The 15,556-nt window shown below is 32.4% G+C and carries 19 protein-coding genes and 1 riboswitch; of the genes, 3 read left to right on the forward strand and 16 right to left on the reverse strand.

Going from position 1 to position 15,556, the window contains the following annotated elements:
• Positions 1 to 72: 72 nt before the first annotated feature.
• The 7 genes from BDW31_RS07810 to sufC all read right to left on the reverse strand — a co-directional run bounded on the left by BDW31_RS07810 (position 73) and on the right by sufC (position 7,889).
• Positions 73 to 1,146, reverse strand: a complete 1,074-nt coding sequence (locus BDW31_RS07810; RefSeq protein ID WP_053024278.1) for an NAD(P)H-dependent flavin oxidoreductase — start codon at positions 1,144 to 1,146, stop codon at positions 73 to 75.
• A 294-nt stretch (positions 1,147 to 1,440) separates the two neighbouring features.
• Positions 1,441 to 2,121 carry a hypothetical protein gene (locus tag BDW31_RS07815; RefSeq protein WP_053024277.1) on the reverse strand — a complete coding sequence of 227 codons (681 nt, stop codon included), beginning with the start codon at positions 2,119 to 2,121 and terminating at the stop codon, positions 1,441 to 1,443.
• 202 nt (positions 2,122 to 2,323) lie between these two features.
• A complete protein-coding gene (gene sufB / locus BDW31_RS07820; RefSeq protein WP_110709486.1) occupies positions 2,324 to 3,721 on the reverse strand; it encodes a Fe-S cluster assembly protein SufB in 1,398 nt (465 codons plus the stop codon).
• Positions 3,722 to 3,900: 179 nt separating this feature from the next.
• Positions 3,901 to 4,362, reverse strand: a complete 462-nt coding sequence (gene sufU / locus BDW31_RS07825; RefSeq protein ID WP_011276301.1) for a Fe-S cluster assembly sulfur transfer protein SufU — start codon at positions 4,360 to 4,362, stop codon at positions 3,901 to 3,903.
• Complete coding sequence (locus tag BDW31_RS07830; protein WP_176744130.1) at positions 4,352 to 5,602, reverse strand: cysteine desulfurase; 1,251 nt, start codon at positions 5,600 to 5,602, stop codon at positions 4,352 to 4,354. Before BDW31_RS07830 ends, sufU begins: the two co-directional genes overlap by 11 nt.
• 40 nt (positions 5,603 to 5,642) lie before the next feature.
• The gene (gene sufD, locus BDW31_RS07835) at positions 5,643 to 6,950 is read right to left on the reverse strand and encodes a Fe-S cluster assembly protein SufD (RefSeq protein WP_037548923.1); all 1,308 of its coding nucleotides are present in this window, start codon (positions 6,948 to 6,950) and stop codon (positions 5,643 to 5,645) included.
• Between the two features lie 177 nt (positions 6,951 to 7,127).
• On the reverse strand, positions 7,128 to 7,889 hold the full coding sequence (sufC, locus tag BDW31_RS07840) for a Fe-S cluster assembly ATPase SufC (RefSeq protein WP_011276304.1): 762 nt from the start codon (positions 7,887 to 7,889) through the stop codon (positions 7,128 to 7,130).
• 354 nt (positions 7,890 to 8,243) lie between these two features.
• Between sufC and popT the strand changes: the two genes are divergently transcribed.
• Positions 8,244 to 9,095 (forward strand): polyprenyl-phosphate transporter PopT, encoded by an 852-nt coding sequence (gene popT, locus BDW31_RS07845; protein WP_053024275.1) that lies wholly within the window; start codon positions 8,244 to 8,246, stop codon positions 9,093 to 9,095.
• Positions 9,096 to 9,238: 143 nt separating this feature from the next.
• On the opposite strand, the gene BDW31_RS07850 is transcribed toward popT, so the two are convergent.
• Positions 9,239 to 9,433: a CsbD family protein gene (locus BDW31_RS07850; protein ID WP_037548915.1), complete on the reverse strand. Its 195-nt coding sequence runs from the start codon at positions 9,431 to 9,433 to the stop codon at positions 9,239 to 9,241.
• 168 nt (positions 9,434 to 9,601) lie between these two features.
• On the opposite strand from BDW31_RS07850, the gene BDW31_RS12480 reads away from it, so the two are divergent.
• Positions 9,602 to 9,766: a hypothetical protein gene (locus BDW31_RS12480; RefSeq protein WP_016931019.1), complete on the forward strand. Its 165-nt coding sequence runs from the start codon at positions 9,602 to 9,604 to the stop codon at positions 9,764 to 9,766.
• Between the two features lie 47 nt (positions 9,767 to 9,813).
• On the opposite strand, the gene BDW31_RS07855 is transcribed toward BDW31_RS12480, so the two are convergent.
• The 7 genes from BDW31_RS07855 to BDW31_RS07885 form a co-directional block, all read right to left on the reverse strand.
• Complete coding sequence (locus BDW31_RS07855) at positions 9,814 to 10,629, reverse strand: MetQ/NlpA family ABC transporter substrate-binding protein (protein ID WP_110709488.1); 816 nt, start codon at positions 10,627 to 10,629, stop codon at positions 9,814 to 9,816.
• A 20-nt stretch (positions 10,630 to 10,649) separates the two neighbouring features.
• The gene (locus BDW31_RS07860; RefSeq protein WP_011276310.1) at positions 10,650 to 11,345 is read right to left on the reverse strand and encodes a methionine ABC transporter permease; all 696 of its coding nucleotides are present in this window, start codon (positions 11,343 to 11,345) and stop codon (positions 10,650 to 10,652) included.
• Complete coding sequence (locus BDW31_RS07865) at positions 11,338 to 12,363, reverse strand: methionine ABC transporter ATP-binding protein (protein ID WP_053024273.1); 1,026 nt, start codon at positions 12,361 to 12,363, stop codon at positions 11,338 to 11,340. The genes BDW31_RS07860 and BDW31_RS07865 overlap by 8 nt, the downstream gene beginning before the upstream one ends.
• An 84-nt stretch (positions 12,364 to 12,447) precedes the next feature.
• Positions 12,448 to 12,553: riboswitch (SAM riboswitch) on the reverse strand.
• Positions 12,554 to 12,610: 57 nt separating this feature from the next.
• A complete protein-coding gene (locus tag BDW31_RS07870; RefSeq protein ID WP_011276313.1) occupies positions 12,611 to 12,907 on the reverse strand; it encodes a thioredoxin family protein in 297 nt (98 codons plus the stop codon).
• Positions 12,900 to 13,286, reverse strand: a complete 387-nt coding sequence (locus tag BDW31_RS07875) for a toprim domain-containing protein (RefSeq protein ID WP_037537242.1) — start codon at positions 13,284 to 13,286, stop codon at positions 12,900 to 12,902. Before BDW31_RS07875 ends, BDW31_RS07870 begins: the two co-directional genes overlap by 8 nt.
• 191 nt (positions 13,287 to 13,477) lie before the next feature.
• The gene (gcvH, locus tag BDW31_RS07880) at positions 13,478 to 13,858 is read right to left on the reverse strand and encodes a glycine cleavage system protein GcvH (RefSeq protein ID WP_011276315.1); all 381 of its coding nucleotides are present in this window, start codon (positions 13,856 to 13,858) and stop codon (positions 13,478 to 13,480) included.
• A 115-nt stretch (positions 13,859 to 13,973) separates the two neighbouring features.
• On the reverse strand, positions 13,974 to 14,327 hold the full coding sequence (locus BDW31_RS07885; RefSeq protein WP_037537244.1) for an arsenate reductase family protein: 354 nt from the start codon (positions 14,325 to 14,327) through the stop codon (positions 13,974 to 13,976).
• 141 nt (positions 14,328 to 14,468) lie between these two features.
• Between BDW31_RS07885 and BDW31_RS07890 the strand changes: the two genes are divergently transcribed.
• On the forward strand, positions 14,469 to 14,792 hold the full coding sequence (locus BDW31_RS07890) for a thioredoxin family protein (protein WP_011276317.1): 324 nt from the start codon (positions 14,469 to 14,471) through the stop codon (positions 14,790 to 14,792).
• A gap of 170 nt (positions 14,793 to 14,962) precedes the next feature.
• On the opposite strand, the gene BDW31_RS07895 is transcribed toward BDW31_RS07890, so the two are convergent.
• Positions 14,963 to 15,502, reverse strand: a complete 540-nt coding sequence (locus BDW31_RS07895) for a nitroreductase family protein (RefSeq protein WP_011276318.1) — start codon at positions 15,500 to 15,502, stop codon at positions 14,963 to 14,965.
• Positions 15,503 to 15,556: the final 54 nt, after the last annotated feature.

The raw sequence follows: 15,556 nt of genomic DNA on the forward strand, positions 1-15,556 counted from the left end.
TATATCATCTTTACATTATCTTATTATTTTCGGAAATGTTGCATTCTCATGCACACTCTATTTTTCTAAAAATCATCGAACAACCGTTAATAGTGTTTCTACTTGTTCAACAAGTCGATCCATCAATTGATTGACATGTTGTGACGTAGCTAAACGTGGCGATTGACCACTCCACATATGCGTCCATTCACGATGCCCTGTGGAAGCGGCTGTCTTTCTAATAGAATTAGTTAGTTGATTTTGTACAGGATATGGCGGTATGTTCCCTTCGTATTGTTTCATCGTCTCTACAAATTCATTGTTGATACCGCGTGCTGATTTACCACTAAATACGTCAGTGACTACTGTATCAGTCTCTTTACTATGAAGCACTGCTTGTTTAACTAATTGATTTGCGCCACTTTCTTCAGTAGTTAAGAAAGCTGTTCCCATTTGTACACCTTGTGCACCTAGTATCTGACTAGCTAATATACCACGACCATCCATAACACCACCTGCAGCAACAACTGGTATCGATACATGATCAACTATCTGTGGTATTAAACTCATTGTTCCTATGAGCGGTTCACGCTGATTGTTGGTTGTTAAAAATGACCCCCTATGTCCACCTGCTTCACTGCCTTGAGCAACTACAATATCCATACCTGCATGCTCATTTGCAATTGCCTCATCTACAGTAGTAGCTGTACCAATTAACGTAATTTTAGCACCTTTTAATTGTTCAATGATTTCTTTTGACGGGATACCAAAGGTGAAACAACATACTGGTACTCTATATTTAATCACAGTTTGAATTGCACTTTTAAATTGTTGTTCTTCAGAAATATTGACTACTGGCTCTTCAAGATTTAATGCCTTACGATAGGGTTTCAGCCAAGCATTCATATGTTCGACTTGTTCATTAGTGTATGATTGATGACTTGGTACAAACAAATTCACACCAAATGGTTGTGATGTTAATCCTTGCACTTTTTGAATTTCTTGAGCTAACTTTTTTGTAGTAAAGTAGCCCGCTCCAATACAGCCTAAACCACCTTTATTACTTACAGTTGCAACAAGTTCCGCAGTTGTACTACCAGCCATACCTGCTTGAATAATAGGATATTGAATATTTAAAGATTGCGTTAGTTGATTGTTATACCACATTTAAAATCACCTTTTCTTTATTTTAGGGTAATTACTATGCTTATTTCACTTAAATAATTATTCAAAGTATTCCCTACTCCCATTTTCAGTAAACTTTGCTAATTTTTGAAAAAATAAAAGCAAGGACTGAACTTATTTAAAGTTAGCCTTGCTTATAAAATGATGATTTTACAATAGTGCACTTGTTAAAAAGATAATTATTTAATTATGCAGACATCACATATTTATGTATTTCAAAAAGATATTTAAAATTAGGAAAGTTTCTAAATTTTGTACTTATCTAATTATTAATTTTTAAATCGAAATCAAAAATAAAAATTGCCATAAACACAAAATCATTGGTCGAAATACTAGACCGGGAAATTTACCTCTTTTATTCCATAACACTACGTCAACAATGAAATAAATGACAATTAAAAACGCTGAGATTAAAAACATAAAGCCTCCAAACCCTAACAAATTATCAGTAGTTTTGGTCAATTCTTGCGCCATCATCCATTCCTTACTATGTATAAATCTTACTTTAGCTGACCAAGCAACTATTAGAAAAGCGGCTCCAATTGAACCTGACCATGCAATTATATTAGCCGATTGCAATTCGTCTTTCATATCTTTCATTTCTTGCTTGGTAACTTTGTTAATTTTACCGTGACCAGTTTTCACAAATTCTAATTTTGTTTTGAATGGTCGTTTTACCAAATAATGACTCGATAAATAACACATCAATAAAAAAGGAAGAAGTGTTACGACAAAAACCAAGTTGTAAGTATAAATATCTTCCCCTGTAAAATGTATTAACAATTCAAGTAATGATGAATAAATTAAGAATATTCCTAAATACCAAATCTTCTTTTTCTTTTGAATTTGTCTTAGACTGACCATTGCTATAAAGATTAAGCCAATTGAACCTAAAAATATAGCAAGATATTCAATAATGATAATCAACGAATACCAATTCGCATAAAAGTCAAACATTGTAGAGTCCTCTCACAACATGTATTTTGTTAAATCAATTACTTTTTAAATATTATATAAAATTATATCATAATAAAAATAAACATTTAATATAAATAAGTGTTAACTATTTAGAGATAAAAAAGCACCAAAGCATTCACTTAGTTGGAACACTTTGGTACTTGTTATTGTTATTAAGAAAAAGTTGGTGATATAGGTTAAATTAACCGATAGAGCCTTCCATTTCGAATTTAATTAAACGGTTCATTTCTACTGCATATTCCATTGGTAATTCTTTAGTGAATGGTTCAATGAAGCCCATAACAATCATTTCTGTCGCTTCTTCTTCTGAAATACCACGGCTCATTAAGTAGAATAATTGTTCTTCTGATACTTTAGAAACTTTCGCTTCATGTTCTAATGAAATATTGTCATTGAATACTTCATTATAAGGAATAGTATCTGAAGTAGATTCGTTATCTAAAATTAAAGTATCACATTCAATATTAGAACGTGCACCTTTCGCTTTACGTCCGAAGTGAACGATACCACGATAGATAACTTTACCACCATTTTTAGAAATAGATTTAGATACGATTGTTGAAGATGTGTTTGGTGCTTTATGAATCATTTTAGCACCAGCATCTTGTACTTGACCTTTACCAGCAAAGGCGATAGATAATGTACTACCTTTCGCACCTTCACCTAAAAGAACACAGTTTGGATATTTCATCGTTAACTTAGAACCTAAGTTGCCGTCAACCCATTCCATGTTACCATTCTCATGAACAAACGTACGTTTTGTAACTAAGTTATAAACGTTGTTAGCCCAGTTTTGAATTGTAGTATAACGTACGTGTGCATCTTTATGAACGATGATTTCAACTACTGCTGAGTGTAATGAACTTGTTGTATAAACAGGTGCAGTACAACCTTCAACGTAGTTTACTGAAGCACCTTCATCAGCAATAATTAATGTACGTTCGAATTGACCCATGTTCTCAGAGTTAATACGGAAGTATGCTTGTAATGGTGTATCTAATTTAACATTCTTAGGTACATAGATGAATGAACCACCTGACCATACTGCTGAGTTTAATGCTGCGAATTTGTTATCAGCTGCTGGAACAACAGAAGCAAAGTATTCTTTAAATAGTTCTTCGTTTTCACGTAAAGCACTATCAGTATCTTTAAAGATGATACCTTTTTCTTCTAATTCTTTTTCCATATTATGATATACAACTTCTGATTCATATTGAGCAGAAACACCTGCTAAATATTTTTGTTCAGCTTCTGGAATACCTAATTTATCAAATGTACGTTTAATTTCTTCAGGCACCTCGTCCCATGAACGTTGAGTATGCTCTGAAGGTTTAACGTAGTATGTGATGTCATCAAAGTTTAATTCTGATAAATCGCCACCCCATTGAGGCATTGGCATTTTGTAGAATAATTTTAAAGCTTTTAATCTGAAGTCGAGCATCCATTCAGGCTCTTCCTTCATTTTTGAAATTTCTCTAACGATATTTTCTGTTAAACCACGTTCTGATCTGAAAATGGAAACATCCTCATCGTGGAAACCATATTTATAATCTCCAACTTCAGGTGCTTTTTTAGCCATTTCAATCACTCCTTAAATATATTTAAAACGACGTGCGTGAGATTTTTAATATTCATTATTGTCTATTGCCATTGTAACAATATGCAACCTTCATAAAAAGTCAAAAGTGTAAAAAGTTAAAGTTGGACTTTAGAAATTGCTATCTATCATCACTATAAAGTTTCACATACGACTAAAGTTTACTCTTCTGTCGTACCTTCTGCTTTACCTTCCTTTTCAACTGTTCCTTTTTCAAGTGCTTTCCAGGCTAATGTTGCACACTTGATGCGTGCTGGGAATTGAGATACACCTTGTAGTGCTTCAATATCTCCCATTTCTTCAGTGATTTCATAGTCTTCACCAAGCATCATCTTAGTAAATTCTTGACTCATTTGCATTGCTTCACCTAGAGAATGACCTTTTACAGCTTCAGTCATCATAGATGCACTAGACATCGAAATAGAACAACCTTCTCCTTCGAATTTAGCATCATTAATAATGCCATTTTCAATATCAAACGTTAATCTGATACGGTCACCACAAGTAGGATTGTTCATGTCTACAGTCATTGAGCCATTGTCCAAAACGCCTTTATTTCTAGGATTCTTATAATGATCCATAATTACAGATCGATAAAGTTGATCTAAATTATTAAAATTCATAAGAGAAAAACTCCTTCGTTTGTTTCAATGCTTCAACAAGTTGGTCTACATCTTCTTTAGTATTGTATACATAGAAGCTTGCACGTGCAGTAGATGATACATTCAACCATTTCATTAACGGTTGTGCACAATGGTGTCCAGCTCTTACAGCAACACCTTCTGTATCTACTGCTGTAGCAACATCATGTGGATGGATATCAGCCAAATTAAATGTGATAACACCGGCACGACGTTCTTTTGGAGGACCATAAATTTCAAGTCCTTCAATAGATGACATTTGTTCATAGGCGTATTCTGTTAATGCTTTTTCATGTTCATGAATAGCATCAAAGCCTAATTTCTCAATGTAGCGAATGGCTTCACCTAAGCCAATTGCTTGAGCGATAATAGGTGTACCAGCTTCAAATTTAGTAGGTAAATCTGCCCATGTAGCGTCATATTTACTTACAAAGTCGATCATATCTCCACCAAATTCAACTGGTTCCATTTCTTTTAATAAATCACGTTTACCATATAACACACCGATGCCAGTAGGTCCTAACATTTTATGACCACTGAAACTGAAGAAATCAGCGTCTAAATCTTGAACGTCTATTTTCATGTGAGGTGCTGATTGTGCACCATCGACACTAATAATTGCACCATGCTCATGGGCAACTTTAGCAATTTCTTTGACATCATTAATTGTACCTAACACATTAGACACATGTGCTATTGCTACAATTTTAGTATTATCATTTATTGTCGCTTTAACATCCTCAAGTCTTAATTCACCCTCATCTGTCATTGGAATGAATTTTAATGAGGCATTTTTACGTTTAGCTAATTGTTGCCATGGAACAATATTGGCATGGTGTTCCATTTCAGTAACAACTATTTCGTCGCCTTCTTCAACATTGGCATCTCCGTAACTGCGCGCAACAATATTGATTGCTGCAGTTGTTCCTCTAGTAAAGATGACTTCTTCAAAGTATTTAGCGTTAATGAAACGTCTTACAGTCTCACGAGCACCTTCGTATCCGTCAGTAGCAAGTGAACCAAGTGTATGAACACCACGGTGTACATTTGAATTATAACGTTTATAATAATCATCCAATACGTTCAACACTTGAACAGGTGTTTGACTGGTAGCTGTAGAATCCAGGTATGCTAATCTTTTTCCATTAACTTTTTGATCTAATATTGGAAAATCTTTAATGATTTCCTCAACATTTAATGAAGTTTCGGCCACTTTTTTCACGACCTTTCTAATATTAAAAATCTCTTTTAGATTTATATGTTTATTTATTTACTTTAAGTTCAATTACTTCTCTCAATTGACGTTTAACGTCTTCAATTGGTAATTCACGCACTACAGGATCTAAGAAACCATGAATTACTAATCGTTCAGCTTCTTTTTGAGAAATACCACGACTCATTAAGTAGTAAAGTTGCTCAGGGTCAACTCGGCCAACAGACGCTGCGTGTCCTGCTTCTACATCATCTTCATCAATTAATAAGATTGGATTGGCATCGCCTCTTGCATTCTCAGAAAGCATTAAGACACGTGACTCTTGGTTAGCGATAGATTTTGTACCACCATGTTTAATATATCCAATACCATTAAATACAGATGATGCATTTTCACGCATAACACCGTGTTTTAAGATGTAACCATTAGTTTCTTTACCGTATTGAACAATTTTAGATGTTAAGTTGATTTTTTGGTCACCTGTACCGACAACAACTGATTTAAGTTCACTTGTTGAACGGTCACCAATTAAATTAGTTGTATTATCAATGATTTGATTACCTTCATTCATTAGACCTAATGCCCAATTGATTGATGCATCTGCAACAGTAGTACCACGACGAATGATATGACCAGTAAATCCTTTATCTAAATAGTCAACTGAGCCATAAGTGATATTTGAATTAGCACCGGCAATAACTTCTGAAACAATATTTAATTGGTTACCTTCACCACTTGCAGTTGATAAATAGTTCTCAACATACGTTACTTCAGCGCTTTCCTCAGTAACAATAATCACGTGGTTAAAGAAACTAGCATTATCATCATCATGTAACACAACATATTGAATTGGATCTTCAACAACTACATTTTTAGGCACATAAACAAACACGCCACCATTAATTAAAGCTGTATGCAATGCAGTTAAACGATGTTCATCAACACTCACTGCATCTGTCATTAAATATTTTTGAACTAACTCCCCGTGATTAATTAAAGCTTCTGATAATCCTTCAATTATCACGCCATTTTTTTGTGCTTGATCTGATACTTGAGTATAAGCTAAAGCATTATTATGTTGAACAACTAAATTTTTAGTGTTTTCAACGTCTATAATTTTTTTAATAGCTTCTGGAAGCTCTGATAAATTACTGAAAGATTGACCTTTAACTTCATGTTGTTTAAATGAATCAAAGTCCCATTTTCTTAATTTAGTTTTATCTGGTTTTGGCATTTCTAAAGTTTCTGTTAATTTCAACGCTTTTTGACGTAACTCAGTCATCCAAGAAGGTTCATTGTGCGCTTTAGAATAATCAACAAGTTGTTCCTCAGAAATGTTTAAAGTTTCAGTTGTCATAACTCTCTTTTCCTCCTACTTGATGAAAAATTTTAGCGACTGTAGATATTTCGTATACTTAAATGATTAAGTTTATACGATGTCTAAGTCTCACATATTTAATCGTTGATATTAATGCATTGTTTCACATTAACACCATGTTTCTAGTTTCATCATTTAAAATAAACGATTGCTAGATTATTCTTTAGCACCGAATTCTTCTTTAACCCATTCATAACCTTCTTCTTCAAGACGTTTAGCTAGTTCAGGGCCTCCTGATTTAACTACTTTACCACCGTACATAACATGTACTTTGTCTGGTGTGATGTAGTTTAATAAACGTTGATAGTGTGTAATCATTAAAGCACCAAATTCTTCGCCACGCATTTCGTTGATACCTTTAGATACAACTTTTAATGCGTCAATGTCTAAACCTGAGTCGATTTCATCTAGGATGGCAAATTTTGGTTCTAACATCATTAATTGTAAGATTTCGTTACGTTTTTTCTCACCGCCAGAGAAACCTTCATTTAAGTAACGTTGTGCCATATCTTTATCGATATCTAAGAAATCCATTTCTTTATCTAATTTTTTGATAAATTGCATTAAGTTGATTTCTTGTCCTTCTTCACGTTTCGCGTTAATAGCTGAACGCATGAAGTCAGCATTTGTCACACCAGTAATTTCTGATGGATATTGCATTGCTAAGAACAGACCAGCTTTTGCTCTTTCATCAACTTCTAATTCTAAAATATTAACGCCATCCAGTAACACTTCACCTTGAGTTACTTCGTATGATGGATGTCCCATAATCGCTGATGATAATGTTGATTTACCAGTACCATTTGGTCCCATAATTGCATGTATTTCACCTGTATTAATAGTTAAATTAACACCTTTTAAAATTTCTTTATCTTCAATAGACACATGTAGGTCTTTAATTTCTAATGTTGATGACATTTATATTCCCTCCGTAAAATATAAAGTTTTCTTAACTAGTTTATAATAATTTTAATTTGTAGTCAAAAAGACTTTGTGTACTTTAATACACTTCATTATAACGTAAATAGCCCTTAATATAAACTTATTAAAACTCTAAATTATAGTGATTATCTATCTAAAATAATTTTTATTTGATACTCAATTTTTTCTTGCAACTGATAATCAAAGGCTTATTGTTCTCAATAGAAATATTTCCGCCACAAATGTTATTAATTTAGCGCGATTTTTATAAAAATTATATTTTTACAAACTGAATATTTTATAATGATTCAAAATTCTGTTATGATGCTATTTAATTGAAAGGAGACATTCATGCAAAATTTTAAATGGATAAATATATTAAAAGGGTTTGGTATGGGAACAAGCGATTTAGTTCCTGGAATAAGTGGAGGAACCATTGCCTTACTATTAGGCATATATGATGGATTCATTTCTTCAATTAGTGGCTTATTCTCAAAACGATTTTGGCCTAGTTTAAAGTTTTTACTTCCTATTTTAATAGGTATGGCTTTAGCTGTCGGTATATTAAGTAATCTAATCAATTATTTATTAGAACATCACCAAGTAATTACAATGTTCTTCTTTACCGGTTTAATTATTGGTATCATCCCTTATTTACTAAGAACTGCGAAATTTAATAAAACGTTTAAAGCAAAACATTATAGCATTATGGTAGTAGGCATTATCATTTTAGTAGTAATTACATTAATGAATTCAAGTAATCAAAGTGCTGATACATCACTAGATTTATCATTCGGTCTTATTATTAAATATTTCTTAGCTGGTGCGTGTGCTTCAAGCGCAATGTTATTACCTGGTATTTCCGGATCGTTTATGCTACTAATATTTGGTGCTTATGGAACAATTATGTTAGCCATTGCTGATTTAGTTAAATTGAATTTCGATGGCCTACCATTATTAATTGTTGTAGGATTAGGTGTATTAGCAGGTTTTTTATTATCAAGTCGTATTATTAAATACTTCTTACATCATCATTTCTATACCACATTCGCATTAATAACTGGATTCGTTATCGGCTCCATATATGCTGTATTCCCCGGTCTTCCTCAAACTGGTATTGAGTGGACACTTTCAATCATCACTTTAATCATTGGATTTGCAGCTAGTTATTGGATTGGTCAAATTACTGATGATAATGTGTAATTAAGTTTAAAATATTATATAAATATTTATAATGAAACGGACCCATAAGGTTAATCTAATGGGCCCGTTTTTCTGATAAATTAAAATTCATTTTAAATTGAAAGCGCAAGTGCTGAGCACTTACGCTTTGTGATATAGACAAATTATTTGTTATCGTTATTACCTTTTACTTTATCGACAAGATCGTTAGCTTTATTTTTAACGTTTTCAACTGCTTCTTTGGCTTTACCAGAAGCTTTATCGTTTTGACCTTCTTTTTCTAAATCTTTATTGTCAGTTACGTTACCAACAGTTTCTTTTAAGTTACCTTTTGCTTGTTCAAATTTATCTTCAGCCATTTAAAATTCCTCCTTGATTGTCTGTATCTTTACTTATTGATTAAATACCCCTATAATCTTATCATTAAACACCTTATTCATAAATTTTATATATTATAGAATATTTTCATTCTATTGAATAATTCTTATATAATGACACTGTAACAATAAAATTAAAGGGGGTATATGATGAAATTTATTAATTTTACCGCTATGACTGAAAGTGGTTTAACTAAAAAAGTAAATCGCTTTTTAGAGGAGAACCCGTATATCGAAGTTATTAAATTTGATTATACAATGGGATCTGGTGGACAAGGCGTCGGTATATTGTATAAGGACAGAAAATCTTTCTAAATAATAGAAACTCCGTAATCAAAATGGTTACGGAGCTTCTTTCATTATTATTTCGCTGGTACAACTGTACCTTTATATTTGTCTTTAATGAAATCTTGGATTTCTTTAGATTGTAACACTTCAATTAAAGCTTTAATTTTTTTATCATCTTTATGTCCTTTTTGAACTGCGATTAAGTTAGCATAAGGGTTGTTATTTGGTTTTTCAATAGCAATTGAATCTTTTTGAGGGCTTAAACCTTGATCAATCGCATAGTTAGAGTTGATGATTGCAGCATCTACATCTTCATTTTGATAGATTTTTGGAAGATATTCTGCTGATTGTTTACTGTTGAATTTGATGTCTTTTTTGTTTTCAGTGATATCTTCGAATTTAGCATCTTCGATTTTTACACCTTTTTTAATTTTAATTAATCCTTCATCAATAAAGATTTTTAAGAAACGTCCTTGTTCAGCTGGGTTATTTGATACATAAACTGTTGCACCTTTAGGAAGGTCTTTTAAACTTTTATATTTTTTAGAGTAAACAGCCATTGGTTCTAAGTGAACTTTACCTGCGTCTTCAATTTTGTATCCTTTTTCTTTACTTTCAGTTTTTAAATAAGGTACGTGTTGGAAATAGTTAGCATCCAATTCACCTTTATCTAATAATTTGTTTGGCGTAGTGTAATCATTAATTGCTTTAATTTCTAAGTCATAGCCTTTCTTTTTAAGTAAAGGTTTAGCCTTTTCAAGAATTTCAGCGTGAGGTGCTGGAGATGCGCCTACAACAATTTTTTTATCTTTATCCCCACTACCATTACCACAAGCTGCTAAAACGACTGTTAATGTTAATACTAAAAATAAGCTTAAAAGTTTTTTCATTGAATCATTCCTCTTTTCTTTTAGCGTTTGTCAATTTTATTTGTAATCCAATCCCCAATAAATTGAATTATAAATACGATAATTAAAATAAATACAGTTGAAACTAAAATGACATCGTTTTGGTTACGAGTGAAACCTGTTAAGTAAGCTAAGTTACCTAAACCACCTGCACCAATTACACCTGCAATTGCAGTAGAACCAACTAATGCGATTGCTGTTACAGTAATACCTGAAACTAGTGCTGGCATTGCCTCAGGTAGTAATACTTTTCGGACAACTGTCCAAGTACTAGCTCCCATTGACCAAGCCGCTTCGATAACACCTTTATCTATTTCTTTGAAGGCAATTTCTACTAATCTTGCATAGAATGGTGCTGCACCAATAACTAGAGCTGGTAAGGCACCAGTTGGACCACTTATTGTTCCAAGGATCACACTTGTAAATGGAATTAATAACAAGATTAAAATGATAAATGGAATCGCTCGGAATAAGTTAACAATAAATGAAACGATGCTATAAAAGACTCTAGCACCTTTAGAATTACTCTTAGCTGATAAGAATAATAATACTCCTAAAATCAATCCAAAAATAAATGCGAAAATAGTTGAAACTACAGTCATATATAATGTTTCATAAATGGCTTGCCATACTTCAGGCCATTGGACGTTAGGCATTGTAATCATCTCTTTAAAAATATCACCATAAGATTTATCCATGCTTAACCACCTCCACATTTACATGTTGCTGATGTAAATCTTCTTTAAATGTCTCAAACTCTGTTTCAGCAATATGCGGAATATGAACCACTAAGAACCCGACAGAACCACCACGGGTATTTTTTATGTTTGCTTCAAGAATATTTATATCAATGTTATGCGTTTTACTTATGTAAGATACAACTGGTTCAGTCGTATTATCACCATTGAAATTAAGTCTAACAATGTATGCATCTGAATCTAATGGTTCTAGATGTTTGATTGATTCTTCAAAATCATCATCCAAATCATCTTTCACAAATCGTCTTGTAACTTCATGTTGTGGATTTTCAAATACTTGCGTTACTTTACCTTGCTCAATTACACGGCCACTTTCCATAACGGCTACTTCATCACAAACACGTCTGATAACATGCATTTCATGAGTGATAATCACGATTGTAAGGTTTTCACGTTCTTTAATTTTTAACAGTAGGTCTAAAATCTCATCTGTTGTTTGTGGATCTAATGCGCTTGTAGCTTCGTCACATAAGAGGACGTCAGGTTCATTAGCCAAAGCTCTTGCAATACCCACACGTTGTTTTTGCCCACCTGATAATTCTGATGGATAAGCATTTTCTCTGCCATTTAAACCAACAAGGTCAATTAATTCTTTCGCCCTTTCATTTGCTTTGCTTTTAGAATACCCTGCAATTTCTAAAGGGAACGTGATATTTCGAAGTACTGTTCGTGACCATAATAAATTAAAGTGTTGGAATACCATACTTACTTTTTGTCGTTTTCTTCTTAATTCTGCTTTTGAAAGTTTGTTAATATTATCGCCATCTATAATAATATCGCCAGAAGTAGGTTCTTCTAAATTATTGAACATTCTGATTAACGTACTTTTACCAGCACCAGAGAATCCGATAACTCCGAAAATAGAGCCCGTTTCTATATTTAAGTTAACGTTATCAACTGCTAGTACATCTTTATCTTTAGTGTGATAACGTTTTACAACTTGATTTAACTCAATCACGTTTAGTGCCTCCTTAAAAATCATTATGTAATTAAAAAATGCTTTCTCACTTTAGCAAAGTTGAGAAAGCATTGATTCATCTTTCTCTCATCTTCTAAAGTAATCAACTTTATGTGAATTGGCACCATTTCTATAACTAGACGGTTGCCGGGCTTCATAGGGCACATCCCTCCACCTCTCTTGATAAGAATTTTCGCACTATTTAATTAATTTATATCCTACCATTGCACTATAATTTCGTCAATAATTATTTTAACTTTTCTAACAAATAAGGAACAGATTGAAAAGCATAGATTCTATCTATCTCTATATCTTTATTCATTACTATTAGAACAGGAACTGACATAATTTTGTTACGCTCACTATATTTAGGATGGTAATTCAAATCGATTTTTTTAACAGGTAATTGTAGTATTTCATTCGCAATATCTAGCATTCGCTCTGACATTTTACAAGTACCACACATCGGTGTGTATCCAAAAATTAGATGTTTTTCTTTATTAAAATTCTCACAAATATCTTCTATTTCTACAGATTTACTCATGCATGATTACTAACCTTTCAGTCGTTAAATTAGGAATTAGACGTTTCTCTTTACGAACTGTAAAGCCATGTTTACTCAATACATGCGCAAGATAATTCTTTGGGCATCTAGCTACCTCACAAAATGTTTTATCCACATAGATATGTTCACATTCGCTAAGATGACGTTTAAACCATTTTCTTATCTTTTCACCTTCGTCATCTGAGTCTGCTAGAACAAAGACTTGCTTATCATATAATGTTTCAATCATGTCATCTAATTTATCAATACTCATTGTACCATGCGTACAAATAATATTTATAGGTTCAGCGATGACTTGTTGTACTCTCTTCTTATCAGATTTGCCTTCAACAATAATAACTTTATTTAAAATTGCCATGATAATCCACCTTCTAAGTCGATAATAAACAATCAGTTACTTTTTCACAGAACGCTAATAGATTAAACATTATTTACGATTACTTAACATTTTATATCAACAAAGTATAAATTTTAAAATTTGTTGATTATTATTTACAAAAAATAGGCAAAATAAAAACTCCATGACCGCAATCAAGGAGTTTAAATTAATTATTCACCAATCATTTCTTTGTATTGATCAGCTGATAATAAATCATCTAATTGGCTTTCATCGCTAAGTTCAACTTTAACCATCCATGCTTTCTCATATGGTGATTCGTTAACAAACTCAGGACTATCTTCTAATTCTTCATTTGATTCAACAACTTTACCAGATACTGGCGCATATAATTCAGAAACAGTTTTAACTGATTCTACACTACCAAAAGTATCCCCTTCGTTGATTTCATCATCAACTTCTGGTAATTCAACGAATACGATATCACCTAATTCACCTTGTGCGTATTCAGTAATACCAATTGTTACTGTGTTGCCTTCAACTTTTACCCATTCATGTTCTTTAGAATATTTTAATTCGCTCGGTACTGCCACGAGAATCCCCTCCTAAAATTAATTACAATTTAATGATGCCATACCGTAAGTTTTCATTCAACTATTAAAACAAAAAGTTACAATAATTTATATAAATAGAATTTGTAATTTTAAACTATAGCCAAATTTCTTTGTATTGATCTTCTTTAAATCCTAATGTGATATTATCTCCAGAAATAGCTAATGGTCGTTTAACTAACATGCCATCTGAAGCTAATAAATTTAATTTTTCATCAGTTGATAAATCTTTTAATTTATCTTTTAATCCTAGTTCTCTATATTTAGCACCATGGGTATTAAATAATTTATTAACCTCTACACCTGTTTTATCGATAATTTCTTCAAACTCTTTTTTAGTTGGTGTGTGTTGTACAATATCAATTGGTTCGTAACTTACGCCATGTGTATCTAAAAATTTTGCGGCTTTTTTACAAGTTGTGCAATTTGAATATTGATAAAATTTAATCATTCAGATGTAACCTCCTATTCTGTCTTAATTTAAATATATCAGATAATCTATGTGAACGCTCTATATTTTAAGCTTAATTTTTCAATTAAAGGAAATTATTCGTTATAATACATTTAGTAATTATCTAAAGGAGCGTTTATTATGCAAAGTATTAATACAACTGATGCGTTTAAATCAACAATTGAAAGCGATAAACCAGTTATCGTAAAATTTGAAGCTGGTTGGTGTCCTGATTGTAAATCTATGGACATGTGGATTGATCCAATCGTCGAAAAATATAACGACTATGATTGGTATACTGTTAACCGTGATGAACTCGAAGATGTAGCTGCAGATAATGATGTAATGGGTATTCCTAGCTTATTAGTATTTGAAAATGGCAATAAACTTGCGCATTTACACTCTGCTAATGCTAAATCGCCTGAACAAGTAGAATCATTCTTATCAGAAACATTTAATAAATAGAATATAGAATAGTTATCTAATTTGAAAAATTAATTTGATGATACTATTCTGGCATAGATGACTTAAACTGAATAAAGTTTGTTATAGATGCTTTCTCAGTTCTGTTAGCTATGCCCGTGTAATAATAAAGACGGTTGAGACATTTATTTGTCCAGCCGTCTTTATTAATTCTAGTATTTTGAAATTAAATGTTTGTTTTTACGCGGTGCTTTTGGTGGCACTTCTTCTAAATCTGTTAGGTAAAGGAAACCTGCAATGACTTCATCTCCATGAACGCCAAATACCTTACGAACTTTAGGTTCAAAAATGTATGGTGGTGTCTTCCAACATGTACCAATCCCTTGTTCATGTAATAGCAACATTAAGTTTTGAGCATACGCACCCATTGCAAAAAAGTTTTCACGATTTTGTCGTTGTCTTGGGTCAGTTTTAAGTACTAACACTAACATACCACCAAGATTAGTCACATTATTATAATGATCTTCTTGTTTCTCAGGATGATTTGGAAATGCAAAATGCGTTACATCTCTGCTCATTTCACCTAATCTATCTTTGGCTATATGGATAATTCTCCATGGTTCTCGCATGCCATGGTTTGGAGCATCTGCAGCTTTTTCAATCGCTTGATAAAGCTTATCATCATCTATTGTCATATCATGTTTGAATTTCTTTATACTTCTTCTTGAAGCAATTGCCTCTTGTAATTCCACAATTATCGCTCCTTATTGTTGATAACTCTTCTCAATTATAAAACCTTTACCTCT

It is taken from the genome of Staphylococcus sp. AtHG25, from assembly GCF_003217445.1.
Lineage (GTDB): Bacteria > Bacillota > Bacilli > Staphylococcales > Staphylococcaceae > Staphylococcus > Staphylococcus haemolyticus.